21 protein-coding genes are annotated in these 24,671 nt (G+C 71.6%); 11 read left to right on the top strand and 10 right to left on the bottom strand.

All coding sequences use genetic code 11. The annotated features are described in order from the left end of the window. Positions 1-3 precede the first annotated feature (3 nt). Entirely contained in the window at positions 4-1,539 is a 1,536-nt protein-coding gene (gene hutH, locus ACFV9J_RS17600; protein ID WP_385355141.1) for a histidine ammonia-lyase, read from the top strand. On the opposite strand, the gene ACFV9J_RS17595 is transcribed toward hutH, so the two are convergent. From ACFV9J_RS17595 to ACFV9J_RS17585, 3 genes are all read right to left on the bottom strand, one after another. Then, the gene (locus tag ACFV9J_RS17595; RefSeq protein WP_385355139.1) at positions 1,520-2,806 is read right to left on the bottom strand and encodes a sensor histidine kinase; all 1,287 of its coding nucleotides are present in this window, start codon (positions 2,804-2,806) and stop codon (positions 1,520-1,522) included. The genes hutH and ACFV9J_RS17595 overlap by 20 nt on opposite strands. Next, positions 2,803-3,483 carry a response regulator transcription factor gene (locus ACFV9J_RS17590; protein WP_385355137.1) on the bottom strand — a complete coding sequence of 227 codons (681 nt, stop codon included), beginning with the start codon at positions 3,481-3,483 and terminating at the stop codon, positions 2,803-2,805. Before ACFV9J_RS17590 ends, ACFV9J_RS17595 begins: the two co-directional genes overlap by 4 nt. A gap of 121 nt (positions 3,484-3,604) precedes the next feature. Next, complete coding sequence (locus ACFV9J_RS17585; protein WP_385355135.1) at positions 3,605-4,078, bottom strand: MarR family winged helix-turn-helix transcriptional regulator; 474 nt, start codon at positions 4,076-4,078, stop codon at positions 3,605-3,607. A gap of 79 nt (positions 4,079-4,157) precedes the next feature. Here ACFV9J_RS17585 and ACFV9J_RS17580 point away from each other — a divergent pair, with 79 nt between their 5' ends. Together ACFV9J_RS17580 and ACFV9J_RS17575 are read left to right on the top strand one after the other, a co-directional pair. Further along, entirely contained in the window at positions 4,158-4,913 is a 756-nt protein-coding gene (locus ACFV9J_RS17580; RefSeq protein ID WP_385355132.1) for an SDR family NAD(P)-dependent oxidoreductase, read from the top strand. 199 nt (positions 4,914-5,112) lie between these two features. After that, complete coding sequence (locus tag ACFV9J_RS17575; RefSeq protein ID WP_385355129.1) at positions 5,113-6,900, top strand: glycoside hydrolase family 35 protein; 1,788 nt, start codon at positions 5,113-5,115, stop codon at positions 6,898-6,900. A gap of 67 nt (positions 6,901-6,967) precedes the next feature. Here ACFV9J_RS17575 and ACFV9J_RS17570 read toward each other — a convergent pair whose 3' ends face one another. After that, positions 6,968-11,047 carry an endo-alpha-N-acetylgalactosaminidase family protein gene (locus ACFV9J_RS17570; RefSeq protein WP_385355127.1) on the bottom strand — a complete coding sequence of 1,360 codons (4,080 nt, stop codon included), beginning with the start codon at positions 11,045-11,047 and terminating at the stop codon, positions 6,968-6,970. 273 nt (positions 11,048-11,320) lie between these two features. Between ACFV9J_RS17570 and ACFV9J_RS17565 the strand changes: the two genes are divergently transcribed. Further along, the gene (locus ACFV9J_RS17565; protein ID WP_385355124.1) at positions 11,321-12,370 is read left to right on the top strand and encodes a LacI family DNA-binding transcriptional regulator; all 1,050 of its coding nucleotides are present in this window, start codon (positions 11,321-11,323) and stop codon (positions 12,368-12,370) included. A 32-nt stretch (positions 12,371-12,402) separates the two neighbouring features. On the opposite strand, the gene ACFV9J_RS17560 is transcribed toward ACFV9J_RS17565, so the two are convergent. Continuing rightward, complete coding sequence (locus ACFV9J_RS17560) at positions 12,403-12,987, bottom strand: TetR/AcrR family transcriptional regulator (protein WP_385355121.1); 585 nt, start codon at positions 12,985-12,987, stop codon at positions 12,403-12,405. A 78-nt stretch (positions 12,988-13,065) separates the two neighbouring features. Between ACFV9J_RS17560 and ACFV9J_RS17555 the strand changes: the two genes are divergently transcribed. Further along, positions 13,066-13,764: an alpha/beta hydrolase gene (locus ACFV9J_RS17555; RefSeq protein WP_385355119.1), complete on the top strand. Its 699-nt coding sequence runs from the start codon at positions 13,066-13,068 to the stop codon at positions 13,762-13,764. A gap of 463 nt (positions 13,765-14,227) precedes the next feature. Here ACFV9J_RS17555 and ACFV9J_RS17550 read toward each other — a convergent pair whose 3' ends face one another. Next, the gene (locus tag ACFV9J_RS17550; protein ID WP_385355116.1) at positions 14,228-15,478 is read right to left on the bottom strand and encodes a beta-ketoacyl synthase N-terminal-like domain-containing protein; all 1,251 of its coding nucleotides are present in this window, start codon (positions 15,476-15,478) and stop codon (positions 14,228-14,230) included. Continuing rightward, positions 15,478-16,740 carry a beta-ketoacyl-[acyl-carrier-protein] synthase family protein gene (locus ACFV9J_RS17545; RefSeq protein ID WP_385355114.1) on the bottom strand — a complete coding sequence of 421 codons (1,263 nt, stop codon included), beginning with the start codon at positions 16,738-16,740 and terminating at the stop codon, positions 15,478-15,480. Before ACFV9J_RS17545 ends, ACFV9J_RS17550 begins: the two co-directional genes overlap by 1 nt. A 347-nt stretch (positions 16,741-17,087) precedes the next feature. On the opposite strand from ACFV9J_RS17545, the gene ACFV9J_RS17540 reads away from it, so the two are divergent. Genes ACFV9J_RS17540 through ACFV9J_RS17515 form a run of 6 tightly spaced genes read left to right on the top strand, consistent with a single transcriptional unit; the run spans position 17,088 to position 21,794 of the window. Beyond that, positions 17,088-17,888: an SAM-dependent methyltransferase gene (locus ACFV9J_RS17540; protein ID WP_385355112.1), complete on the top strand. Its 801-nt coding sequence runs from the start codon at positions 17,088-17,090 to the stop codon at positions 17,886-17,888. A gap of 12 nt (positions 17,889-17,900) precedes the next feature. Next, entirely contained in the window at positions 17,901-18,602 is a 702-nt protein-coding gene (locus ACFV9J_RS17535) for a class I SAM-dependent methyltransferase (RefSeq protein WP_385355109.1), read from the top strand. After that, positions 18,599-19,216, top strand: coding sequence for a sensor histidine kinase (locus ACFV9J_RS17530; RefSeq protein ID WP_385355107.1), 618 nt, complete (start codon positions 18,599-18,601; stop codon positions 19,214-19,216). The genes ACFV9J_RS17535 and ACFV9J_RS17530 overlap by 4 nt, the downstream gene beginning before the upstream one ends. A gap of 14 nt (positions 19,217-19,230) precedes the next feature. Next, positions 19,231-19,866 carry a response regulator gene (locus ACFV9J_RS17525; RefSeq protein WP_385355104.1) on the top strand — a complete coding sequence of 212 codons (636 nt, stop codon included), beginning with the start codon at positions 19,231-19,233 and terminating at the stop codon, positions 19,864-19,866. A gap of 29 nt (positions 19,867-19,895) precedes the next feature. Further along, a complete protein-coding gene (locus ACFV9J_RS17520) occupies positions 19,896-20,705 on the top strand; it encodes a class I SAM-dependent methyltransferase (RefSeq protein ID WP_385355102.1) in 810 nt (269 codons plus the stop codon). A gap of 6 nt (positions 20,706-20,711) precedes the next feature. After that, the gene (locus tag ACFV9J_RS17515; RefSeq protein ID WP_385355099.1) at positions 20,712-21,794 is read left to right on the top strand and encodes an FAD-dependent monooxygenase; all 1,083 of its coding nucleotides are present in this window, start codon (positions 20,712-20,714) and stop codon (positions 21,792-21,794) included. 32 nt (positions 21,795-21,826) lie between these two features. On the opposite strand, the gene ACFV9J_RS17510 is transcribed toward ACFV9J_RS17515, so the two are convergent. The 3 genes from ACFV9J_RS17510 to ACFV9J_RS17500 form a co-directional block, all read right to left on the bottom strand. Further along, on the bottom strand, positions 21,827-22,828 hold the full coding sequence (locus tag ACFV9J_RS17510) for a tyrosine-protein phosphatase (RefSeq protein WP_385355097.1): 1,002 nt from the start codon (positions 22,826-22,828) through the stop codon (positions 21,827-21,829). Between the two features lie 90 nt (positions 22,829-22,918). After that, positions 22,919-23,767: an LLM class flavin-dependent oxidoreductase gene (locus tag ACFV9J_RS17505; RefSeq protein ID WP_385355094.1), complete on the bottom strand. Its 849-nt coding sequence runs from the start codon at positions 23,765-23,767 to the stop codon at positions 22,919-22,921. Next, complete coding sequence (locus ACFV9J_RS17500; protein WP_385355517.1) at positions 23,764-24,657, bottom strand: AfsA-related hotdog domain-containing protein; 894 nt, start codon at positions 24,655-24,657, stop codon at positions 23,764-23,766. Before ACFV9J_RS17500 ends, ACFV9J_RS17505 begins: the two co-directional genes overlap by 4 nt. Positions 24,658-24,671: the final 14 nt, after the last annotated feature.

Below are 24,671 nucleotides of genomic sequence, written 5' to 3'. Positions count from 1 at the left end.
GGTGTGCTCACACCCACGGACACCGTCCCGCTCACCGGCCCCCTGGACCCCGCGGTCCTGCGCCGCGCGGCGCAGCCCCTCACCGTCACGGTGGACGAGGAGGCCCGCGCCCGCCTCGAACGCGGGCGCCGCCTCTTCCACGCGCTGCGGCACGGCCCCGGCGGCGCGGACCGCCGGATCTACGGCGCCGACACCGGCTTCGGCGCCCTCGTCGGCTACCCCGGCCGCCCCGACGACGCCGACCAGTGCGACAACACCCTGGCCCACCTCGGCGCGGGCCAGGGACCGGACCTCCCGCCCGGCATCGTCCGCGCCGCCCTGCTGCTGCGCACCCGCTCCCTCGCCCAGGGGCTCTCGGGGGTGTCTGCCGAGGCGGTCGACCGGCTCGCGGCGATGTTCGCCACCACCTTCGCCCCCGCCGTCCCCCGCTACGGCTCCGTCGGCGCGAGCGGCGACCTCATCCCGCTCGCCTACGCCACCCAGGCACTGCGCGGCCGGGGCCACGCCTACCTGGACGGCGACCGGATGCCGGCCGGGGACGCGCTGACCGCCGCCGGACTGCGCCCCCTCGCCCTCGACGGACGCGACGCGCTCGCCCTGGTCAACGGCACCTCCGTCACCACCGCGGCCACGGCCCTGGCCCTCGACGCCGTGCGCGCCGCACACCGCTCGCTCACCGCGCTCACCTGCCTGCTGACCGACCTCCTCGGCTGCGACACCGGCTTCCTCGACGCCGACCTGCTGCGGGCCTACGGCCACCCCGGCGCCGTCGACGTGGGCGGCCGGATGCGGCGCACCCTGGCGGGCGGCACGCCGTCGGGCACCCGGCCGCTGCAGGAGCCGTACAGCATCCGCTGCGCCCCGCAGCTGCTGGGCGCCGCAGAGGACGCGCTGCGCCACGTCGACGGTGTCGTCGCCGCCGACCTCGGCGGGGTCAGCGACAACCCGCTGTTCTTCCCCGCTCCCGGCCCGGGCTCCGGCACCGACGACGTGGGGGCGGGGAAGGTCGTGCACGGCGGGAACTTCTTCGGGCAGCCCGCCGCGTTCGCCGCCGACCTGCTCGCCTCCGTCGCCGCCCAGCTGGGCAACCTCGCCGAACGCCAGCTGGACCTCCTGGTGGACCCGGCCCGCAACGGCGGGCTGCCGCCGATGCTCGCCACCGAGCCCGGGGCGCAGCACGGGCTGCAGGGCGTGCAGCTGGCCACCACCGCGTTCGTGGCGGAGATCCGCCGCGCCGCGACCCCGGCCGGCATGCAGAGCCTGCCGACGAACCTGCACAACCAGGACGTCGTCCCGTTCGGCACCCAGGCCGCCCTGCGCGCCCACGACACGGCCGAGCTGCTCGGTCTGCTGTGCGGGTCGCTCGCCCTCGGCCTGCGCCAGGCCGCCCACGTCGGAGCCCGCCGCCCCACCGCACCCCGGTGCGGGGACCTCCTGGACGCCCTCGCCGACGCGATCCCCCCGGTCGACCCGGACCGCCCGCTGGACTCGGACGTACGTGCCGCCGCCCGCCTGCTGGTCAGGTACGCCCGGCCCTGACCCGGCGTGGCACGAGGCGGGGCACCCGGCCCCGGGGCGGCGGGACGGAGACGGCCGGGGGACCGCCCAGCGGGAGCCGGACGGTGAACCGGGCGCCGTGTCCGGGGCGTCCGGTCGCGGCGACCGTACCGCCGTGGTGGGTGACGACCTCCCGCAGCAGCGCCAGCCCCAGCCCGTACCGGCCGGTGGACCCGCCCCGGTGGAACCGTTCGAAGAGGCGTTCCGCCTCGGCGGGTTCGAAGCCCTTCCCGGTGTTCGCGACGGTCAGCGTGACCGTCCCGCGCCCCCGTGCCAGGGCGACCTCGATCCGCCCGCCCGGCGGGGTGTGGCCGACGGCGTTGGACAGCAGCTCCCCGACGGCCCGGCGCAGCGCCGACTCGACCCCGTGCACGAACAAGGGGCGCGGCGGTCCGTCCACGACGACGGTGAGACCGCCCTCCCGCGCGCGGTCCGCCTCCTCCGCGACCACCGCACGGGCCAGCGCCGCCAGGTCGACCGGCCGGTGCTCCGAAGGCCGCGCCGGGCCCGCCGCGAGGCTCGCGGACAACAGCAGGTCGTCCAGCACCTCGCCCAGCCGGCCGGCCGACCCGACCAGCCGCGTCAGCCCCTCGCGGTGCCGGGCGGGCAGATCCTGCGCCGCCGCCTGCCGCGCCAGCAGCTGCGCCCGCGTGTACACCTGGGTGACCGGGGTGCGCAGCTCGTGGCTGGCGTCCGTGACGAACCGGCGCTGCCGGGTGAGCGCCTCGGCCAGCGGGGACACGGCGAGCCGCCCCAGGACCACCCCGGTGACGGCCGCGGCCAGCAGGCCCACCACCTCGGCGACGCCCAGCGCGAACCACAGGTGCCGGCGGTCGGCCAGCTGGAACCGCAGGTCGAACACCGCCTGCACGACCTTCCCGTCCGCCCGGACCTGCGTACGCACCAGATACCGGGTGTCGTCGCGTCCCACCGTGCGTTCCACCGCCTCGTGGGTCCGGCCGACCCGCCGCATGTCGCTCTCCACGGGGAAGCCCGCCGGGGCGTTGGCCAACGGCGTCGCGCCGCGCGCGAACAGCCAGGTGCACACCGGCGGACTGGACAGGTCGCCGCGCTCCGCGCCGTAGCGCAGCTCCCGCCACACCTGGTCGCTCTGCGCCCGCGTCATGACGGTGTCGGCGACCCCGCCCACGACGGTGACCAGCAGGGTGATGATCGCGCCGGTCAGCACGCCGACGCGCAGGCGGGCCCGGCGGACGGCCGCCCGCTCCCCGGACGCCGACGCGCTCACAACGCCCCCAGGCGGTAGCCCAGTCCGTGCACCGTGCGCACCACCTGCCGGCCGAGCTTGCGGCGCAGGTAGTAGACGTAGGTGTCGACGATGGAGGAGGCGGGCGCCTCCTCGAACACCAGCCGGCGCAGCTGAGCCCGGGTGTGGACGGCGTCGGGGTGCGAGGCGAGCACCCACAGCAGAGCGAACTCCCGCGCGGCGAGCGCGATCCGCTCGCCGTCCGCGGCCTCCACCTCGCGCCGCCCGACGTGCAGACGTCCCGAACCGATCCGCAGGACGCCACCGCCCTCCAGGGAACGCCGGCACAGCGCCCGCAGTCTGGCGCCCAGTTCGTCCAGCTCGAACGGCTTCACCAGGTAGTCGTCGGCGCCGGCGTCCAGGCCGTCGACCCGGTCGTGCACGGTGCCCATCGCGGTCAGTATCAGTGCCGGGGTGCGGACCGCGCGGGTGCGCAGCCGGCCCAGCAGGTCGAGGCCGTCCAGCACCGGCAGCCGCCGGTCGACGACGAACACGTCGTAGCGCCGGGTGAGGCCCAGGTGCAGGCCCCGTTGGCCGTCGGTCGCCACATCGACCGCGTAGCCCTCGTCCCGCAGTACGTCGGAAAGCATGACGACCAGTTCCCGGTCGTCCTCGATCAGCAGCAGCCGCCACGGATCCCGCGCGAGCTCCTGTGTCATGTCCACTCCTCTTCAGCCCCGCAACGGCCTCAACGCCCTTGCGGCACAAGGAAGTTCCCGGAGCGGGAGAGTGGCGGTGGGGCGGCGTGGTGCGGGGCTCGGAGGAGGTGCGGCCGGCGGTTCAGGGGTGGTTGCGGGCGCGCTCCTCGAGCTCCTCGATGCCGTGGTTGAACTCGACCATCAGGGTGAGGAACTGCCGGGTGCGGTCCTCGTCCCAGCCCGCCGCGTCGATCAGCCGCGCGGCCCCCGCCCGGCTGATGGCACGGTCGGCCGCCAGCCGCTCCAGGCCCAGCGGGGTGGGCCGGAAGGTGCGGGCGCCGCCCTTGGTGGTGGCGTCGATGCGCTCGACGAGGCCCTGCCGGAGCATGCTGCCCATCTGGCGGTTGATGGTGGACACGTCGGCCTGGAAGGTGTGCGCCAGTTCCCTGAGGGTGAGGGGGTCGCCCGTCTCCAGCCGGGTGAGCAGGACGTAGGCGGACCGGTCGAGGCTCTGGCCGATGCGCGGGCCGCGTGACGCGATGAAGTGCCTCGACAACAGGGTCAGCTCGCGTTCCAGGTCGTCCAGGGGGTGATCCCGCCCGCTCGGCTCCGTCATGTGCCCCGCTCCCGTCCGCCGTCCGGCATCATGTGTATGTAACATGCACATCATAGCGAGGAAAGGAACGGCCGACATCATGGACGCACGCACACTGCAGGGCAGGACCGCCATCGTCACCGGGGGCGCCAGCGGGATCGGTTCCGCCGTGACCAGGATCTTCGTCGAGCGCGGCGCCCGGGTCGTCGTCGTCGACCTGCAGGAGGAGGCCGGGCGGCGCATCGCCGCCGAACTCGGTGACGCCGTGGTCTTCCTGCGCGGCGACGTGGGTGACCGGAAGGTCGCCGACGCGGCCGTGGCAACCGCCGTCGACCGGTTCGGGTCCCTCGACGTGCTGGTGAACAACGCCAGCGTGTCGCGGCAGAAGCCGTTCGAGGAGCAGACGGACGACGACTGGAACCTCGCGATGGACACCGGTCTGTACGCGACCCGCAACTTCATGCTCGCCGCACTGCCCGAGCTGAAGAGGTCCGGCAACGCCTCCGTCGTCAACTTCGGCTCCGGCGCCGGTCTGAACGGTCAGCCGAACCAGGCCTCCTACGCCGCGGCGAAGGAAGCGATCCGCGGCCTGAGCCGGGTGGCCGCCAACGAATGGGCCCCGCACAACATCCGGGTCAACGTCGTCTGCCCGATGGCCCTGACCGCCGGGGTGGCCCAGTGGGCCGAGGCCCGTCCCGAGCAGTACGCGCAGTCCGCCGCCTCGGTGCCGCTGGGCCGCTTCGGCGACCCGGACCGCGACGTCGCCCCCGTCGTCGCCTTCCTGGCCGGCGACGACGCGCGGTACATGACCGGGCAGACCGTGATGGCCGACGGCGGGGCCGTGAAGCTCCGCTGACCCGGGCCCGGCGGTCCCGGGCTGGGTTGGTGAGGTCCGTGGTGAGATCGATGCCAGGCACGCTGAACCGCCGTCGCAGCTCCTCACCTCGGGCGTACGCACGGCGATTGGCATCGATAACATCATCTGTCATAGTCACAGCTACCGATGGCCGGTCCGGTTTCCGGTCCTCCGCGCCATCCCCTGCCAAGGAGGAGCTGTGAAGCGGTCCACCCTGTCGTACGCCGACGGCACCCTCCTGCGGAACGGGCGCCCGCACCGCCTGCTGGCGGGCTCGCTGCACTACTTCCGGGTCCACCCCGGGCACTGGGCCGACCGGCTCCGGCGGCTGGCCGCCCTCGGCCTGAACGCGGTCGACACCTACGTCCCCTGGAACTTCCACGAGCGCACCGCGGGCGACATCCGCTTCGACGGCCCGCGCGACCTGGCCCGGTTCATCCGGCTCGCCCAGGAAGCGGGGCTGGACGTCGTCGTGCGGCCGGGTCCCTACATCTGCGCCGAGTGGGACAACGGCGGTCTGCCCGCCTGGCTGACCGGCACTCCCGGCATGCGGCTGCGCACCTCCCACGGCCCCTACCTCGAAGCGGTCGACCGCTGGTTCGACGCGCTCGTCCCGCGGGTCGCGGAACTCCAGGCCGGCCGGGGCGGACCGGTCGTGGCCGTGCAGATCGAGAACGAGTACGGCAGCTACGGCGACGACCGCGCCTACGTCCGCCACATCCGGGACGCCCTCGTCGCCCGGGGCATCACCGAACTGCTCTACACCGCGGACGGACCGACCCCGCTGATGCAGGACGGCGGCGCGCTGCCCGGCGAACTGGCCGCGGCGACCTTCGGCTCACGCCCCGACCGGGCCGCGGCGCTGCTGCGCTCCCGCCGGCCCGCAGAGCCGTTCTTCTGCGCCGAGTTCTGGAACGGCTGGTTCGACCACTGGGGCGACAAGCACCACGTACGGCCGGCCCCGAGCGCGGCCGGGGACCTCGGCGGCATCCTCGACGAGGGCGGCTCCGTGAGCCTCTACATGGCGCACGGCGGCACCAACTTCGGACTGTGGGCGGGCGCCAACCACGAGGGCGGCACCATCCGCCCGACCGTCACCAGCTACGACTCGGACGCCCCCATCGCCGAGAACGGCGCCCTGACCCCGAAGTTCTTCGCCCTGCGGGACAGGCTGACCGCGCTGGACCCCGCCGCGGCCCGGCGCCCGCTGCCCGCGGACCCACCGCTGCTGGCACCCCGCGACCTGCCGGTCGTCGGGCGGGCGGCCCTGCTCGACGCCCTGCGGGCGGCGGCCGAGCCCGTGACCGCACCGCTCCCGCTGAGCTTCGAGGAACTGTCCCTGGCCTCCGGCCTGGTGCTCTACGAGGCCGAGCCGCTGCTGCCGCCGGGGGACCACGAGGTGACCGTCACGGGACTGCACGACCGCGCCCAGGTCTTCGTCGACGACACACCCGTCGCCGTACTGGACCGCGAGAGCGCCTCGTTCACCGTCACCGGCACCGGGGCACGAATCCGGCTGGCGCTGCTGGTGGAGAACCAGGGGCGGATCAACTACGGTCCGCTGCTCGGCCAGGGCAAGGGCATCCTCGGCGGGGTGCGGGTGGAGCGCCGGCTGGTGCACGGCTGGACGATGCGTCCGCTGCCGCTCGACGCGTGGACGGCGCGGGACACGGCACGCGCCGCGGCGGCCGCCCCCTCGGACGGCCGGGCCGGGTTCGCCACCGCCGTCCTGCCGGTGGCCGAGCCCGCGGACGCCTTCGTCGCCCTGCCCGGGTTCGGCAAGGGCTTCCTCTGGGTCAACGACACCCTGCTGGGCCGCTACTGGGAGATAGGCCCGCAGACCACGCTCTACCTGCCCGGTCCGCTCCTGCGCCCCGGCGACAACACCCTGACCGTGCTCGAACTCGAACGCCTCGGCGACCGCGTCACCCTGCGCGAGGGCCCCGATCTCGGCCCGTCGGAGGAGTACGTCGAGACCTTCGACTGACGCCCGGGCGGGCGGCGGCCGGGTGCGGCCCGCCCCTGGGGAGGGGCGAGCCGCACCCGGCGGTGTCTCAGCGGGCGTCGGCGGGGCGTTCGCCCGGCGGGTAGCCCGTGGGGAGGTCCACGGGCACGCCGTACACGCGCATCTCCGCCGCGGCCGCGTAGGGCTGCCCGTTGAGCGCGTTCAGTGCGGTGAAGCGCACGTAGGAGGCGCGGACCCGGTCGAAGGAGACGCGCTGGGTCTGTGTGACGTCCTTCAGGGTGCCACTGGCCACGGTCGTCCAGTCCTCGCCGTCGTCCGACACGGCGACCTCGTAGTCGCCGACGCGTCCGTTCCGGCCTCCGCTCTGCCGGCCCAGGTACCCGAACCCGTCGACGTCGGCGGCGCCGCCGAGCTTCAGCGTCACCCAGTGCGGATACGGCGCCTGGGAGGTGGTGTAGTCGGTGTGCCAGATGGTGCCGGCGTCACCGTCGAGGACATTGGACACCGGCCCCTCGGCGGCCCCCGAGGACGTGTTCTCCGAGTCGGCCGTCGCGGTCGTCGAGCCGGGCGCGAGCACCGGTTCGTCGGTCAGTGCGGCGCCCCCGGCCGCGGAGACCGTCTTGGTGGCCCCCGCGTGGGCGTAGGTGGCGGTCACCTTCCAGTCGGGGGAGGTGTCGGTGGCGTCGGCCGGCGGGGTGAGGAGCCAGCCGGTACGGACGGTCGCGCCGGGCTTCACGCTCGCGAAGAGGTTGCCGTTCTTCTTGGTCACCTCCGCCTTCCAGCCCTCGGGGAGGCCCTGGAGCGCGACGCCGACGTTGGTGGCGTCCGCGGACTCGTGGTTGGTGAAAGCAGTGACGTACTCACCGGGCACCCCGGGGCTCAGTTCGGCGCCGGAGGGGGCGGTGACCCCGGCGCAGGCGGCCCCGCCCTCGGCCTCGCCCAGGTCCGTGACGGTGAAGTCGTCGAGGACGAGGTCAGTGCCCCGGGCGCTGCCGAGCTTGCGCAGTCCGACCCAGGTGTCCCCGCAGCCGGCCACGATCTCGCGGGAGTAGGCCGCCGTGTCCAGGGCGGGCTCCAGGGCGTCGCGGGTGATGTCCCGGGAGGTGGTCTTCCCGTCGGCCACCTTGTCCGCGCCGGTGACCCAGGCCCACTGGCCCTCGATGTTGGTCTGGTAGGAGAAGGAGACCTTGTACGTGTGGCCCTCCTCGAACGGCACCGTGGCGGGGGTCGTGCGGTGGACCAGTCCCGTGTTCTCCGAGTGGGACTTGAGCGAGTGCCGGCCGGCCAGTACGTCGTCGACGGCCTTGCCCTTCAGCGTGCCGGTGTCGTAGGGGGAGTAGGTGTTCTTCCACTCCTTCTGGCTGTAGGGCGCGTGCAGGTCGCTGATGCTGGTGCGGGGGTCGGTGACGCCTCCGGCGTCGCCCTTGACGAACGGTCCCCAGCCGGGCTGGTTGCCCTCGAAGTCGTCGTGGGCGACGACCGTGCCGTCCTGGGAGCGGGGGAGCGGGGCGGTGGTGTCCGCCATGACCCGTACGTCGTCCAGGACCACCGGGGCGCCACCGGCGACGGCCCCGAGTTCCACGGTGACCGTGCCGTGGCGTGGCGCGGTGAACGAGACGGAGGCTCGCTGGGAATAGGTGTCCCGCTTCTCGTCGGCGGCCATCTTGTTCCGCGCCGGTGTGATGTCGAAGGTCCGGGCCTCCGTGCCCGTTCCACCGCGCACCCGTAGCGTGGTGGCCCGGCGTAGGCCGGGGGCGATCTCGACGTCCGCGGCAAGGGTGTAGCGCTTGCCCGGGGTCAGACCGCGGACCCGCTGGGAGATGCCGGAGGCGCTGTCGCCGAGTTCGACCACGTTGTCGCCGTTGTCGGCTCGCACGATCTCGGCGCCGCCGCGGGCGTTCCAGTCGTCGAGGTTCCCGGCGTTGAAGCCGGGGTCGGACAGTCCGGTGTACTGGCCGTAGTGGGCGTCGCGGTGCGGCGCCTTGCCGCCGTCGGGCACGAGGACGTAGGGCTGCCCCTTCTCGGCGGTGAGGGTCACCCGGCCGTCATGGGCCTTCACCCGGGTCTTCTTCGCCCGGCCCTGGTCGGTGAGTTCGTAGAGGGTGAAGTTCTTGTTCCCCGCGAACTGGTCGGTCAGTTCGAAGGTGTGCTCTCCGCCGGAGGCGCTGTAGAAGTACATCTTGTCGGCGTCACTGGGCGAGGAAGTGCCTGTGCCCTTCTTCGTGTTGCCAGTGTTGCCGGTGTTGCCGGTGTTGCCCCAGGGCAGCAGGTAGGTGTCGCCCAGGAGGACTTCGGCGCCGCCCATGGAGATCCGCCGCTCGCCGTCGACGGACTTCACGCTCACACCACCGGTGAGCTGTGCGGACTTGCCGAGGTCCCAGTCCATCACCTGGTAGTGCTGGAGGAACTTGGTGGGCAGGTTGTCGGTCCAGATGTTGCGGTAGAAGGCGTTCCAGTCGTCGTGACCGGTCCACCCCTCGAACTCGACGACGCTGGCCCCGCCGAGCAGCGGGTCGACGTTCCACACGTCGCGGTCGGAGTTGGCGATGAACCGGACGATGTCGGAGTTGATGCCCTTGTTCGTGGCGCCGCCGTAGTTCTTGTCGGCCGCCCAGTGCGACCACACCGAGGAGCCCTCGAACTTGTACGCCCACTCGGTGGCGACCTCGAAGCCCATCCTGCGCAGCTCGGCGGCCAGGCCGTCGGCCAGCCAGCCGCTGGAGTAGTAGGCGTCGATGTAGACGGTCTTGATACCCGGCGCGTCTTCCCGGAGTTGCTTGAAGCGGTCGAGGACGGCGCCGGTGCCCAGGTCCTTGCGCTGGTTGATGTGGTAGGCCTGGTTGAGCCAGTCCCAGCCGTCGGCCTCGCCCTTGACCATGTCCTCGGTGAAGGCCTTGGCCTGTGCGTAGGCCTCGGTGGCGTTGACGTGGACGGCGAAGTCGGCGTTGTAGTCGGCGCCGGTGCGGGTGAGGCGGTTCAGGTCCTTCCAGCCGCCCGCGCGGACGTTCTCGTTGCCGCCGTAGTCGGGGTGGGCGGAGTCGTGGCCCTCGCTCGCGTACCCCTTCTCCAGCACCCACTGCCCGAGGTCGTCGGTGGCCATGGAGATGCGCTTGGTGTTGTCCAGCGTCTTCAGGAACGGGTTGGTGGCCTGGCTCGCGAAGTTGAACGGGATGCGCTGGACCACGCGTTCCGGCACCCGGTCGGCGCCGAGCGGTCGGCGCATGTGCTCCCGGTGCGCGATGGCGCCGTCCTGCCAGTCGACCGTGCCGTCCCGGTTGGCGTCGGCGGCGAGGACCACCGTCGCCCGGGGCAGCTCGTAGGTGTCGACCCGTGGATCGGTGGCGCCCTCGGGGTGGTAGGTGTACGTGCCGGGCGACAGCTCCGCCCGGCGCCGCCCTCCCCCCTCGTCGACGATGCGGGACTGCAGGCGGGTGTTCCAGTTGGTGTTGTCGTCCTGCGGCGAGTCCTCGGTCGCGTTGGTGATGACGCCCGCCGACAGCTGCGCGTTGCCGACGAACGCGTACGGGGTGCCGACGGGTTCCTTGTCCGGGGCGGTGTCGCCGGTGACGGGTATGAAGCGGTCGGCGGTCGTCGTCGAGTCGGTGGAGATCTTCGTCCGGGCGAGGTTGGCGCCCGGCTCGGCGGAGTCGACGGAGACCAGGGACTGACCGGGGATCGCGAGGGTGCGCACGTCCGGCGCGGCCTCGCCCGAGATCTTCTCGACGGCGAAGACGACCGTCGTCTCCTTGGTGACCGTGATGCTGGAGGTGATCGTGAGGCCGGGCAGGTCCTCGAACGTGGAGGTGTAGACCGCCCTGCTGCCCTTCGCCTTCATGGTGGTGGTGGCGCGGTGGCGCTCGCCGTTGACGGTGAAGCTGTCCAGGGCCGTCGCCCGCCCGTCGAGACCGCGCCGGCCCAGCCGGTAGGAGATCACCTGGGGGAACTCCCTCGCCACTGTGACGGTCAGCCCGCCCCGGCTCAGTTCCACCGGTGTCGGTGCCTCCGCGGGCGCCGCGGCGGCAGCGGCGCGGGGCGGGGCCGCGCCCGCGGGCAGGGCGGCGGCCGACAGCAGGCCCGCGGTGAGGCCCAGCGCCGCGACGACGGCGCCGTGCCGCCGGACCCGTCCGCGTCCGCTTGGGGGAGATGATGAGGCTGTCGAGGTGTCCACTCTGACCGATCGCTTCGGTGTGATCGCTGCCATCTCGTTGCCGCTCGCCTTTCTCCGCGCCGACAGAGGCGTCTTCAGAGAAACTTGATCCACGCGAGGTCCGCGTTGGCGGGAACTATGGCAGAGGATGTTATCGATGCCAATGGGTCGCGTCTGGCTAGACTCCGAGGCGGGACCATTACCTGCGAATTACCCGCGACGGCGGTCGGAGCCGCCGTTCTCGTGGAGAGGCGAGCGATGTCATCGGAATCACCGGCAGCCGGCAGGACGCCCATGAGCAGGCGGACGGCCGACGACGGTGGCGTCCGGCAGCCCGGCATGGCCGACGTGGCCCGGCTCGCCGGGGTCTCCGCCCAGACGGTCTCCCGTACGCTGGCCGGCCATCCCAACGTCCAGCACACCACCCGCGCCAAGGTGCTCGCCGCGGTCGAGGAGCTGGGTTACCGCAAGAACAACGCGGCGCGGATGCTGTCCTCGGGGCGCAGCCGGACGATCGGCGTCGTGACGCTGCGGACCACCTTCTACTCCCGCGCGAACCTCGTCTTCGGCATCGAGGCCGCGGCGCGCGAGGCCGGGTACGCGGTCAGTACCGCCGCCACGGCGTCCCTGGACACCGCGGCGATCGAGAGCGCGCTGTCCCGACTGGCGGAGCAGGACGTCGAGGGGGTCGTCCTCTCGGTGCCGCTGGTGCACGTGAGCCCCAGGATCGAGCGGCTCACCCGCTCGGTGCCGACCGTCACCGTCGACGGGTCGAGGACCCCGGCCACCGAGATCGTCGCCGTCGACCAGGCCCTGGCGGCAAGGCTCGCGACCCGGCACCTGATCGAGCTGGGCCACGAGGCCGTCTGGCACGTGTCGGGCCCCCGGGAATGGCTCGACGCGGCCAGTCGCTGCGCCGGCTGGCGCGAGACCCTCGAGGAGGCGGGACTGTCCGTGCCACCGGTGCTGGAGGGGGACTGGACACCCGCCTCCGGATACCGCAACGGCCTGGTCCTGGGCAAGATCCCCGACGTCACCGCGGTGTTCGTGGCCAGCGACGAGATGGCCTTCGGAGTGATCCGGGCCCTGCACGAACTCGGCCGCAGGGTGCCCGAGGACATCTCCGTCGTCGGGGTCGACGACATCGCGCTCGCCGAGTACTGCTCTCCCTCACTGACCACGGTGGCCCAGCCGTTCGCCGAGATGGGGGCCCTCGCGGTCGCCCACCTGCTGCGGCACATCGCGGACCCGGACGCGGCTCCCGAGCCCGCCTTTGTCGAACCCGTGCTGGTCGTGCGCGCCAGTACGGCGTCGGCCGACGGCCCGGCGGCACGCCGGTCCTGACCGTCACCGGCGCGCCGCCCGGCAGACGTCGCTCAGGACTCACCGTCGGCGTCGCGGGCGTGAGCCCCGGTGACGAGGACGAGCGCGGCGAGAAAGTCCTCGAAGGCCCGGTCGGCTCTCGACACGTCACCCGTGGTCTCGATGTCCATGATGAGGCCGCGGACGACCGCCAGTACGAGCGTGGCGAGTTCGGGACGGCCGATACTGCGCATGCCCTCCTCGAACGGCCGCAGCCAGTCCGTGGTGGACTCGCGGCGGAAGTCCGGCCACAACTGCTGCCCGGCGTCCTCGCGGAGTCTGCCGAACATGGTGAGGTACGGCCGGCCGGCCGGGCCGGTCATGACCCGCCAGGCTCGTCGCAGCGTGCTCGGGTAGGGCTCTTCGGGCCGGGGGGAGACCAGTGCGCCGAAGAAGTCGCGCTGCCGTCGCCGTGCCCGCCGCAGGGTCTCCCGCAGCAACGCGTCCCGGGTCCCGAAGTGGTAGATGAGCATCCGGGCCGACGTGCCGGACGCGGCCGCGAACGGCTCGAGGCGGCTGGGGAGCCCGTGCACGAGCGCGTGGTCGACGCAGGCGTCGAGGATTCGGTCGCGGATCTCGGGCTGCTTGTGTCGACCCATCGCCGCACTTTTTCACGTAACCGGCACTACGTCTACCGTTGGTCGGAGAGCTTGGCGCCGGGATTCAAGGAGGAAGAGATGCGCGTTGTGTTCGTGCACGGGGCCTGTGTCCGTGACGGGTCGTGGTGGTGGCACCTGGCGGCCTCGGCCCTGCGCAAGCACGGCATCGGCAGCGCCGCCCCGGCGCTGCCGAGCTGCGGCGAGGGCGACCGGCCGGCCGGTCCGGAGGGCCCCGGGCTGGCCGAGGACGTCGCGGCGGTGCGCGCGGTCCTCACCGAGTCGGACGAGCCGATCGTGGTGGTGGCGCACAGCTACGGCGGAATCGTCGCCGCCGAGGCGGCCGCGGGCGTGGCAGCGGTGCGCCACACGGTGCTGGTGTCGAGCTACCTGCCCGAGCCCGGCGAGTCCCTGTCGACGTTCGGAGCCGACGTACCGCCACCGTTCCTGGACTTCGATCCCGCCGGCGGCACCTTCGGCGCCCGGCCGGAGCTGTTCGCCGAGACGTTCGCCCAGGACTGCCCGCCGGACCTCGCCCGCGACGCGGCGGCCCGTCTGGTCCGGCAGACGCTGGCCGTGACGCAGCAGCCCGTCCGGGCGGCGGCGTGGCACGACATGCCCACGACGTACGTGGTGTGCACCGAGGACCGCGGCACCCCCGTGGCCGCGCAGCGTGAGTTCTCCCGCCGTGCGGACAAGGCCGTCGAGGTGGAAGCGGGCCACCACCCGTTCCTGTCACAGCCACAGACCGTCGCCGACATCGTCCGACACCTGCCGTGACCGCGACCGCGGGCGGGTGACGGTGTCCGCGCCGTCCGTGAGGGAGAGGACGCGGGGGGAGACGTGCACGGCACTGCGGACGACCGAACCGAGCACTGTCCGGGCCCGGTGGGAGGGGGCTGGTCGCCGCGCGCGGGACGTCGGAAGGCGCCCCGGTCACCGGGACGGCGGCGGTACCGGTGCACGACAGCGTGATCGGATTCGACCTGCACCGGCGGGGAAGCGCCCGTGCAGCGGGTGGCGGACATCGGGTCCTGATCCTGGCGGTGGCCGGAGGGGCGGGTAGCCCAGTGGCTCCGTCGGCTGCCCTGGCCCGGACCGTGCATCGGCCGGCCTGGGCCTCCGGCTGCCGATGCCGCTCATGGCCGGCCCGCCGGAACCAGGAGACCGTCCGGGAACTGCTGGGCCTGGCACCGGACCACGCAGCCGCCCGCCGCCCGGCCCGGTTCGCCACCGGGCGGCCTCAGCCCCTTCGTGAACCCGACGCCGTGGACACACTGCAAGCACGCAGCACCAACGCGCTGTTGAATCCACCCCGGCCGCGAGCGGTGACCAGGACGGTGTCCAATCTGCGCTCGCGCGGCTGACGCACCAGATCGAGGCCATACGCCGGGTCGGGATCGTCCAGGTTCCCCACCGGGGGAATGACACCGTTCCTCATCGCGAGCAGGGCCGTGGCCACGCTGAGGGCCGAACCGCCGGCCAGCAACCGACCGACCAGGCCCTGCGGCGCGGTGACCGGAACCGCGTGCGGACCGAACACCGAGCGCAGGGCCCTCGCCTCCGCAGCATCGGCGTCCGGGCGCCCCGCCCCGTCGGCCAGTACCAGGTCGACCTCGTCCGGCCGCACCCCGGCCCGCCGCAGGGCCAACTCGATCGCCCGGGAGTACTGCCGCCCGTCCGGTGCGGGCGTTCGGTAGTGGTGCGCGTCCTGGGTGGCCGCATACCCCGCAATCACGCCATAGCCGGCAGGCGCGGCCCGAGCCCGCGCCGCGGCCTCGTCCTCCACCACGAGGATCGCACCGCCCTCGCCGGGCAGATGACCGTTGGCCGCCCGGTCGAACGGCTTGTAGCCGTCCTTCGGGTCGGTCGCGGTGGACAGGTGGCCGCCGGACATCTGGACCGTAAGCGCGTACGGGGCGATCGGGGCCTCGGTGCCGCCGGCCAGCACGGCACCGGTCCCGCGGCGGATCGTCCCCTCGGCTCTGCCAAGGCTGTCGATGCCGGAGGCCGAGTCGGAGACGACCACCCCGCACGGTCCCTTGATTCCATGGCGGATGGCAAGCTGCCCAGTGCTCGCGGCGTAGAACCAGGCGATCGACTGGTAGGCACCGACCGCCTTGCGGCCCCGGCTCCACAGCGCCTGGATCTCGCGCTGCCCGAACTCATTGCCGCCCGACCCGCTGCCCAGGATCACCGCCGTGGCGTACGGATCGTGGGCGGACGGATCGTAGCCTGCGTCCGCAAGGGCCATACCGGACGCGGCGAACGCCAGCCATGTCCACCGGTCGGTCTGGACGGCCAGCCGGTCCGGCGCATGCTCGGTCACATCGAAACCGGATACCTGGCCGGCCAGCTTGGTGGCGTAGCGGCCGGTGTCGAACGCCTCGATCGGGCGTATCGCCAGCTCGCCGGCCAGAGTGGCGCGCCAGTGCTCGGCGGCTCCGACGCCGGTCGGCGCGACCACACCCAGACCGGTGATCACGGCAGCCATCAGCGCACCCCTGCCAGCACGATCGCGGACTGGAACCCGCCGAACCCGCTGCCGACCGAGAGTGCGACGTCGACCCGGTGGTCGCGTGCGGTGTTGGGTACGTAGTCCAGGTCGCACAGGGGGTCGAGGTCTGCGTAGTTGGCAGTGGGCGGCACCACGTTGTGCTCGACGGCCAGCGCGGTGGCGGCGACTTCGATCGAACCGATCGCGCCCAGCGAGTGCCCGACCATGGATTTGATCGAGCTGACCGGCACTTCGTAGGCATGCGAGCCGAGGCTGTGCTTGAACGCGGCAGTCTCATGCCGGTCGTTCTGCTTGGTACCCGAGCCGTGCGCGTTCACGTAGTCCAGCGCGCTGGTGTTCACGCGCGCCTGGTCCAGCGCACTGCCGATCGCGGCGGCCAACTCGGTGCCGTCCGCACGCAGCCCGGTCATGTGGAAGGCGTTGCACCGGTTCGCGTAGCCGAGGATCTCCGCATAGAGGTGCGCGCCCCGCTGCCGGGCGTGCTGATACTCCTCCAGGATGAGCACGGCCGCTCCCTCACCCATCACGAACCCGTCGCGCGTCGCATCGAACGGTCGGGACGCGTGTTCGGGGTCGTCATTGCGGGCACTTGTGGCGCCGATGGCGTCGAAGCAGGCCATGGAGATCGGCGTGATCGGAGCGTCGCTCGCGCCGGCGACCACGATGTCAGCCATGTCGTCCTGGATCAGCTGGAACGCCTGCCCGACCGAGTCGATGCCCGAAGTGCAGCCGGTGGAGACCACCGAGGCCGGGCCGTGCGCACCGTATCGGCAGGCGACCTCAGCAGCCATGCTGCTGGGTACCCAGGCCTGGTAGAGGAAGCCCGAGGCATACTCCGGATCGACCAGCCATTCCCGGCCGCCGTCGCTGGCCGCCACGTACTCGTCCTCAAGACGGGTACTGGATCCGACCGCACTGCCCAGGCAAACGGCCATCCGGTCGTGGTCGATTCCGCCGTCCAGTACCAGGCCCGAGTCTTCCACCGCCTCGTCGGCGGCGACCAGCGCAAACTGGACGGACCGGTCGTTGCGGAACACCTCCTGGTGTGTCAGACCCGCGGCGAGAGGGTCGAAGTCGATCTCGGCGGCCAATTGGGAACGGAACTGCGCCGCGTCGAACAGCGAGATACGACGAGTCGCCGTGCGCCCGTCGGTGATCAACTGCCAGAACGCCTTCCGCGTGGTGCCACCGGGCGCCACCACGCCGATCCCGGTAATGACGACACGTCGGTCGTTCATCGCGCGTGCTCGCTCAGTCGCGCGTCGACCAGTGCCACCAGCGTGTCCAGGTCTGCGAAGTCCGACAAGATGTTGCCCGTGAATTCCGGCACGGTATTCCCTTCGAATTTTGATGAACGGCCCGAAGGTCAGGCTACGTGGGAATTCAGCAATTTGCCTCGGTCGAGGGGATCGATTCGTCTAGTTCTGGAGAACGGGGTCGGCTCATCCCCGCGAATTACCTGTCGTCGACCTGCAGAATCGATTGACGCCATTTCGGGTGCACTGCTTCACTTATCCAATTGTTTTGCCTGGGTGAGGAGACCAGCATGGACGCGTCAGCAGCGCCTTCAAAGGCGCCGGCCGGTATGGGGATCGCCGCAGTCGGGGTGGTGATGGCCAGAGCGATGGAGACCGACCGGGCGGACCGCATGTTCAGCGATCCGTACGCCCGGTCGTTCGTCGACGCGGCCGAGGCCGTGATCGGCACGGACGAGTGGCAGCCACTGGCCGCCTGGGTGGACCTGTTCTACTCCCGGGGGGTGGTGCGCACTCGGTTCGTCGACGACTTCCTGCGCGATGCGGTGGCAGGCGACTGCGCACAGGTGGTGCTCCTCGGAGCCGGTCTCGACGCGCGCGCCTTCCGGCTGCCGCTGGCGGATGCAGACGTGTTCGAGGTGGACACGTCGCCGGTGTTCGCCTTCAAGGACACGGTGCTCGCCGACGCGGGTGCGCGATCGACCGCCCGCTCGCGCACCGCTGTCCGCGCCGACCTGCGAGAGGATTTCGCGGCGCGCCTGGCCGACAGCACGTTCGACCCGGACAGGCCGACCGCATGGGTCGCCGAGGGTGTGCTTCCCTACTTGACCGTCGAGCAGGCCCGTCACGTGATCACCCACGTCGGAGCGCTGTCCGCGCCGGGCAGCAAGCTGGTGTTCGAACACTCCGACAAACCGGGCCCGGACCCGAGGGCCGCGGCGCTGACCACGCCCGGCGCGGACCGCATCAGCGCCATGATCCGCGGCGGACTCGGACCCGAGGGGCGGGACTGGGTTGCCGGCCGGGGCTGGAGCGTCGAGGCCGTCGAGCGCGGCGAACTGGGCCCGCGGTACGGCCGGCCCGACGACCGGCTGGCCGGTGGCCAGTTCATCATCGCGACCCGCGACTGACCAGGACGGGACATGGAATCGAACCGGGTGCAAACCGGGCTGCCGGAGCCGTCGGAAGCACGCATTCAGACCGCCGCCGCCTTCTATCGACGTCCGATGCTCGCCGCCTACGACCTGTTCGTGCTCGGCATGGTGAGCCGCTTCATGTGGCGCTGCCCTCGAAGTCGAATGCTGGCACACTACGATCGACAGGTCGGGTCACCACATTTGGATATCGGGCCGGGGACCGGATGGTTTCTGAATAAATGCATATTCCCAGTCGAATCACCGTCCGTCACCCTGTTGGATCTCAACGAGGCGGCGCTCAGCACCGCGACGCACCGGGTGAGGCGATACCATCCCGGGGCCCAGGTCGGTGACGCGTTCAAGCCCTTGGCCCTGAGGCCCGCGAGCTTCGAATCGGTCGGGCTGAACTTCCTGCTTCATTGTCTGCCCGGGTCGATGCAGCAGAAGTCGGTGGTGTTCGACCATGTGGTGCCGGTCCTGCGGCCCGGTGCGCGGGTATTCGGCAGCACCGTGCTGGGCCACGGCCCGCACCATACGCAGCGTTCCACCAGGCTGCTGGACAAGCTCAACCGCAGCGGGGTGTTCAGCAACCTCGACGATCGAGTGGAGGATCTGACCGACCAGCTGCGTGCCCGGTTCACCGACGTCGAGACGGTGAGATCCGGTGCGGTCTGCCTGTTCTCCGCACGCCTTCCGGGTGCCCGATGAGCGACGCGTTGCCCCCGTTGGCCCAGCAACTGCACGACGGCGTGCTGCAGGCCCTGGCCATCGCCCGCATCCGGCTGGACCGAGCGCTGGCCCAGGACGGCCCGTTGCCCCGCGAGCTGGGCAGGGACCTGAAGCTGTTGCTGGATCGCGAGATCGCCGGACTCCGCCGCCTGATCGGTGGCTCGGCCCCACTGGATCCGCCGCAACCCGACCTGGTCACGGCGCTGGCTGCCACCGCCGAACAACTCCAGTCGGCCACGGGCGTCCGCATCGTCGCCGAGAACCGCGCCGCGGCACTGGAGGGGTGGGCGGACAACGATCCGGTCGCCTACCGGATCGTGCGGGAGGCGCTGCACAACGCCGTCAAACACGGTGATGCCAGGTCTGCCTGGGTGACGGTGGCCGTACAGGAGGACCAGCTGGTCTGCACGGTCCGCGACGACGGTCGGGGCTTCGAGCCGGTCACCGGCCGCCCCCGCTTCGGACTGACCGCCATGCATGCGCAGGCACGGGAGGCGCGCGGGCGACTGACCGTCCGGTCCTGCCCCACCGGCACTTCCGTCACCCTCGTGCTGCCCAGAACCCCAGTACCGGAAGAGAAGGCACAGGCATGAAACCGCATGACCCCGTGGCCCAACCGACCATCCTGATCTGCGACGACCATCCGGTCGTGCGCTGCGGCATCCGCACACTGCTCGCCGACGACCGCTTCCGGGTCGTGGGCGAGGCGGCGGACCTGACCGCTACCGTCGAGCAAGTGGAGCGGCACCGGCCCACCGTGCTGCTGCTCGACCTGAGCTTCCTGGGCACCCTCAGCCTCGGAGTTCTCCCCGCCGTGCGGGCGGCGTCGCCGACCACCCGGGTGTTGATCCTGACCATGCACAACGACCTGGACTCGGCACGCGACTCGCTCGCCGCCGGCGCGCACGGGTTCCTGCCCAAGGACGCTGCCGCCGACGAACTCGTCGCGGCGGTCGACGCGCTCGCCGCGGGCGGCCGATACCTCCATCCGGCGCTCGGTGGGGCGTTGCTCGACCGGCGCGCCCGTCCCGAAGGCCCGTTGAGTGGACGGGAGCGACAGGTGCTCGGGCTGATCGCCGACGGCCTGACTCACCGGCAGATCGCCAACGAACTCGGCCTGTCGGAACGCACCATCGAGGCGCAGAGGGCGTCGATCAAGGTCAAACTCGGGGTCAACCGACGATCCGAGCTGATCAGCCACGCTCGTCAACTTCAGTTGACGACGCTGGTGGGTGATCGATGATGCGTACGGGCAGGCCCAGCCGTACCGCGATGAGTGCCGCGCTCGCCCGCGCCGTGCATCAAGCAGCCGACGTACCACGTGTGTTCACCGACCCCTTGGCGGCGCGCATCGTCGCTGGTGCCGACGGCTGCCCGGCACCGGACGGTGTGCCCGGCATGCCGGCCGAGGTGCGACTGTTCATGGCCCTGCGACACCGAGTGGCCGCGGACGCGCTGGGCGCTGCCGCGGGCACCGGACAGGTGGTCGTCCTCGGTGCCGGCCTGGACACCTTCGCCTACCGGAACCGGAACCCGGCGCTGAGAGTGTTCGAGGTCGACCATCCGGCTACTCAGACGTGGAAACGCGAACGCCTGGCAGAAGCCGGCATCGAGGTGCCGGACACGGTTGTGTTCTGCCCTGTCGACTTCACCGAGCAAACCGCGGAAGCCGGGCTCGGGGCGGCTGGTTTCGACCCGCGCGAGCCGACGTTCTTCCTGCTGCTGGGTGTGGCCCCCTATCTCAGCCGGGCCGCGCTGCTGGACACGGCACGCTTCGTGGCCCGCCTGCCCGCACCTACCGAACTGGTATTCGACTACAATCAGCCGCCCGCCACGCTGCCGCCACACCGCAGACCGGCGCTGGTGGCACAGGCCGAGGCCATGGCCCGGATGGGCGAGCCGTGGCAGTCGTTCTTCACGCCGAGCGACATCGCCGTCGAGCTGGCCGACGCGGGCTTCGACAGTGTCACCGACGTCGGCTGGCAGGACTGTCTGGCGCGCTATGCGCTCGACCCGGCACTGCCCGACCTGTTCGGCGGACGGATCGCCCATGCCCGTGCAACCGGACAGGAAGGGAGCTAGCCGGCTATGCACGCCTTGGTCATCGGTGGGGGAGTGGCCGGTCCGGCCACCGCCGTCGCGCTGCGCTCGATCGGCGCCGAGGTCACCGTCTGCGAAGCCCGCCCGCGCGAGGAAACACACCTCGGGCTGTGGGTCATGGTCGCGCCGAACGGCCTCGCCGCACTGGACGCGTTGGGGCTGGGGCAGGTCGCGGTCCGTCAGTCGCTCGCGGGCACCGTCGGCCCGTCCGGGTTCGTGCCGATGCGGCGTGCCGGACTCTACCGACTGCTGCGCGAAGCCGCGGTGGCACGCGGCGCACGGATGGAGTACGGCCGGAAGCTGGTCGACGCCACCACTACCGCCGACGGGGTCGTGGCGAGGTTCGCCGACGATGCGTCCCTCGTCGGCGACCTGCTCATCGGCTGCGACGGCATCCACTCCCGGACCAGGTCGATCATTGACCCGGCCGCGCCGGTCCCCCGCTACATTCCGCTGCTGAACCTGGGTGGCTTCGCATCCGGCGTCGATGCTCCCGGGGTACCGGCACAACTGCGGTTCGTCCCCAGCCGCAAAGGCTTCTTCGGCTACACCGTCTCAGGCCGACGCGAGGTGTGGTGGTTCGCCAATCTGCCCTGGGCAACGGAGCCGGGCCGGGGCGAACTGGCGGCAATGAGCCGCGACTCGCTCACTGAACGACTACTGGACACGTTCGCGGAAGCTCCTTCTTTCGTGGCCGACGTGATGCGCGCGACGCACACCGATCTGTATGCACTGCCCACACACGACCTGCCCACCGTGCCCACCTGGTCGCGGGACAGGCTGGTCATCCTCGGCGACGCGGCGCACGCCACCACGCCGACGTCGGGTCAAGGCTCTTCGATGGCGCTCGAGGACGCAGTGGTGCTGGCCAAGTGTCTGCGTGATCTTCCCTGGCCGCAGGCCCGGGCCCGCTACGAACAACTGCGCAGACAGAGAGTCGAGGCCATTGTCGAGCTCGGCGCAGGCGCCTCGGCGGCCAAGCTGAAGGGCACATCACCCAGTGGGTCGCTCGACTGGGTTCATGACTACCGGGTCGACTGGGCATCCGCTGTGCTACCGCATCGCGCGTGAGCGGTCGTGGCGCGCGGCGGGTCCGCCGCGCGCTACGACCTTGCGGGCGGCAGCACCAACCGCGCCCGCAGTGCCTCGATGGTCTCCGACGTCACGTCCGCCCGCGTGATCAGGTAGTTCTCCACCGTGCCGTACCGCCCGCGCAGCTGGTCCAGCGTGCTCGCCATGGCCTGGCGAGGCGCCCCGAACACCTCGTAGTAGCGCCCTTGGTCAAGCCCGAGTTCGGCGAGATGAGGCAGCAGCCGAGCCATCCGGCGTTCGCTGAAGCAGGACCTGCTCAGCATGTAGTCCTCCAGAACCGTCGCCTCACTCACGCCGAGCACCGAGAGCAACAGGGCTGCCGCCAGCCCGGTACGGTCCTTGCCCGCGGTGCAGTGGATCACCGCGGGTACGCCGTCCGGCGCGGCGAGCCCGTTCAGAACCCGGCCGAAGGCGGATGCCTCCCGCTCAACCATGTCCAGGTAGACGCCGTCCAGAAAGTTGTCCGGGACGGGGCCGACTCGGCCCCTGTGGAACAACTCGCCGAGAGGGGTCGCACGCGGGGTGTCGCCGCCGACGGCGAACGTCTCCCGCCGGACTGAGGCCGGAAGCACCGACGGTGCCTTCGTACGTTCGCCATCGCTGCGCAGATCGTAGGCGGCCTGAAGGCCGAGCCTGTCGATCACGGCGAGATCGGCGGTGCTGAGCCGGTCGGGCGCGTCCGCGCGGAAGACCATGCCCCACCGGGTACGACCGCCGCCCCCGGTGCGATATCCGCCCAGGTCACGGAAGTTGTCGGCGCCCTCCAGAGGCATCACGCGTTCTGCGGCGAGAACCGGGCTGCCTCCGTCGACAGGCGCGACGGAGATGTAGTGCCGACCGGGCCCCAGACCCGGCAACGAAACCCGCCTCGCGCGGTCGAAGCGGGCGATCGGACGATCGTGATCGATCTCCTCGGGCATCGGCCCGACGGCCAGCTCCACCGGGCCGGTGCCGGCCAACTCCCAGGACACGCGGAGAACGCCGACGCTGTCGCGCACCACGTCGACCGCCAACACGACTGTTTTCACTCGGTTCATCCCCTCTTGTGGGCACGGCGACGAGCTGTTCGAGGAGGTGAGCGACTTCGCCGTGGAGGCGGGCCATCAGGTCGACGCGTCAGCGAGACGGTCGACTTGGTCAGGATCGAGACCGTGGCAGTAGAGCATGACCTCGTCGGCTCCGAGGTCGGTGAAGCGGACGATCGCATCGCGGACCTCGTCGGGCGTGGTGAGCATTCCGGCGACCATCCGGTCCGCGATGCCGGTGAAGGCGTAGTAGGCGTGCGCGGCGGCCCGGGCGTCGTCGATCACGTGCTGCGGGCCGAGCGCGACGTTCACCTGCGCCACCAGCCGGGGCTCGCCGTCGCGGGCGTGCTGCTTCCAGAACCGGCGGACGGTCTCGAAGAGGCCGCCGGCCATGGGCGGCGCCGCGGCGGACAGGAAACCGTTGCCCCAGCGCGCGACCCGTTCGAGCGCGGCGGGCCGGTAGCCGCCGAAGAGTATTTCCGGACCGCCGGGGCGGGCCGGCGCGGGACCGATCGGGCCGACGCCGTCGCCGTACGGCTCACCGGACCACAGGCGGTGCATCACCGCCATCTGCCTGTCCAGGCGTCGGCCTCGGGTGGTCTTGTCGATGCCGGTGACCTGGTGGTCGTCCTCCCGGCCGCCTACGCCCAGGCCGAGGACCAGGCGGCCACCGGTCATGCGGTCCACGGTGGCGGCCTGCTTGGCGACGAGGGCGGCGTCGCGCAGGGGGGCGAGCAGCACCTCGGTCTGAACGCGGATGCGGGAAGTGGCGCCCGCGAGGAAGGCAAGGGCAACCAGGGGCTCGGGATTGTCGTAGACGAGCCAGTCGAGCAGGCCCATGGTGGTGAAGGGGCCCGCGTCGGCGCGTTCGGCCCAGGTGAGCAGGGTTTCCGGGGCCCCGATGGGCAGGCCGATACCGACGTTCATGAGGGAGACCTCCAAGGGTCACCATTGGCCTCGGTCAGTTCCAGAACGCCGCTTGCGACGCGGACGTCGGCCTGGTCGATGCCGACCGACGCGGTCACCACGCCCGGTCGCCCGGTCACCGACACCGCGCACGTGGCGGGCACGTCGACTTCTACGTACATGCCGAAGTCCAGGTCGGCTCCGGTCAGTGCAGCCTCGCCCGTGCACAGGTTCGCCTCGGCCGCACCGCGCAACGCGGACTGACGCATGGCTTCGATGAGCAGGGTCGCCGGAACGTGGTCGTAGTCCCGGCCGAAGAACGAGGCGTGGGACCGGTCGACCACCAGGGGGAACCGGTTGCGCCGCACGGCGGGTCCGATCACCACGTTCCTCCGGTCCCGCCGCCCGACCAGACCGGGCCGGATGGGCTGCGTCTCGGACGTGGCGACCGTGTGCACGGTTCGCCTCGAGCGCTGGTAGTCCCGGATCTCACGGTAGGAGTCACCGGGGAACAGGATGCTCTCGAAGGAGAGCGTCATGGCTCGTGCCGAACCGATGAAGAAGTCACCCGCGATGTCGATCCTGTCGCCGGTGCGCACCACGCGCACCTTGATGACGCCCTGCAGCGGCGTGGTTCCGTCGGCGTCGAACATGTGTAGGTCGTGCACGCCCAGCGTCAGGTGCTGCACGGCTGTCGGGGTGCCTCGGGGCACGTCGAGGTATGCGTGGCGGGTCACGACGAACGCCTGCCGGAACGCCTCGATCACGGTTGCCGGATCGTGCCGGCGCGCCCGCGAGTCGGACCACAGCGGATGGTCGGGTGCCACCCGCACGGCGATCACGAATTCGCCCGCGCCGATCTGCGCATGGTCGGTGACGAACACCTCACGGGAGGACCGCCGGTTCACCATCGCGGGCGGTACCA

This window comes from Streptomyces sp. NPDC059906 (assembly GCF_042730645.1).
GTDB classification, from domain to species: Bacteria; Actinomycetota; Actinomycetes; order Streptomycetales; family Streptomycetaceae; genus Streptomyces; species Streptomyces rubrogriseus.
This window is presented reverse-complemented; position numbering and strand designations above follow the sequence as displayed.

Excerpts from the sequence above, each read along its gene's own strand:
- ACFV9J_RS17550 (WP_385355116.1), bottom strand. The coding sequence starts at position 15,478 with ATGGCTGCCGTGATCACCGGTCTGGGTGTGGTCGCGCCGACCGGCGTC.
- ACFV9J_RS17535 (WP_385355109.1), top strand. The coding sequence starts at position 17,901 with ATGGAATCGAACCGGGTGCAAACCGGGCTGCCGGAGCCGTCGGAAGCA.
- ACFV9J_RS17585 (WP_385355135.1), bottom strand. The coding sequence starts at position 4,078 with ATGACGGAGCCGAGCGGGCGGGATCACCCCCTGGACGACCTGGAACGC.
- ACFV9J_RS17560 (WP_385355121.1), bottom strand. The coding sequence starts at position 12,987 with ATGGGTCGACACAAGCAGCCCGAGATCCGCGACCGAATCCTCGACGCC.
- ACFV9J_RS17500 (WP_385355517.1), bottom strand. The coding sequence starts at position 24,657 with ATGGTGAACCGGCGGTCCTCCCGTGAGGTGTTCGTCACCGACCATGCG.
- ACFV9J_RS17520 (WP_385355102.1), top strand. The coding sequence starts at position 19,896 with ATGAGTGCCGCGCTCGCCCGCGCCGTGCATCAAGCAGCCGACGTACCA.
- ACFV9J_RS17545 (WP_385355114.1), bottom strand. The coding sequence starts at position 16,740 with ATGAACGACCGACGTGTCGTCATTACCGGGATCGGCGTGGTGGCGCCC.
- ACFV9J_RS17530 (WP_385355107.1), top strand. The coding sequence starts at position 18,599 with ATGAGCGACGCGTTGCCCCCGTTGGCCCAGCAACTGCACGACGGCGTG.
- ACFV9J_RS17580 (WP_385355132.1), top strand. The coding sequence starts at position 4,158 with ATGGACGCACGCACACTGCAGGGCAGGACCGCCATCGTCACCGGGGGC.
- ACFV9J_RS17590 (WP_385355137.1), bottom strand. The coding sequence starts at position 3,483 with ATGACACAGGAGCTCGCGCGGGATCCGTGGCGGCTGCTGCTGATCGAG.
- ACFV9J_RS17540 (WP_385355112.1), top strand. The coding sequence starts at position 17,088 with ATGGGGATCGCCGCAGTCGGGGTGGTGATGGCCAGAGCGATGGAGACC.
- ACFV9J_RS17565 (WP_385355124.1), top strand. The coding sequence starts at position 11,321 with ATGAGCAGGCGGACGGCCGACGACGGTGGCGTCCGGCAGCCCGGCATG.
- ACFV9J_RS17555 (WP_385355119.1), top strand. The coding sequence starts at position 13,066 with ATGCGCGTTGTGTTCGTGCACGGGGCCTGTGTCCGTGACGGGTCGTGG.
- ACFV9J_RS17505 (WP_385355094.1), bottom strand. The coding sequence starts at position 23,767 with ATGAACGTCGGTATCGGCCTGCCCATCGGGGCCCCGGAAACCCTGCTC.
- ACFV9J_RS17515 (WP_385355099.1), top strand. The coding sequence starts at position 20,712 with ATGCACGCCTTGGTCATCGGTGGGGGAGTGGCCGGTCCGGCCACCGCC.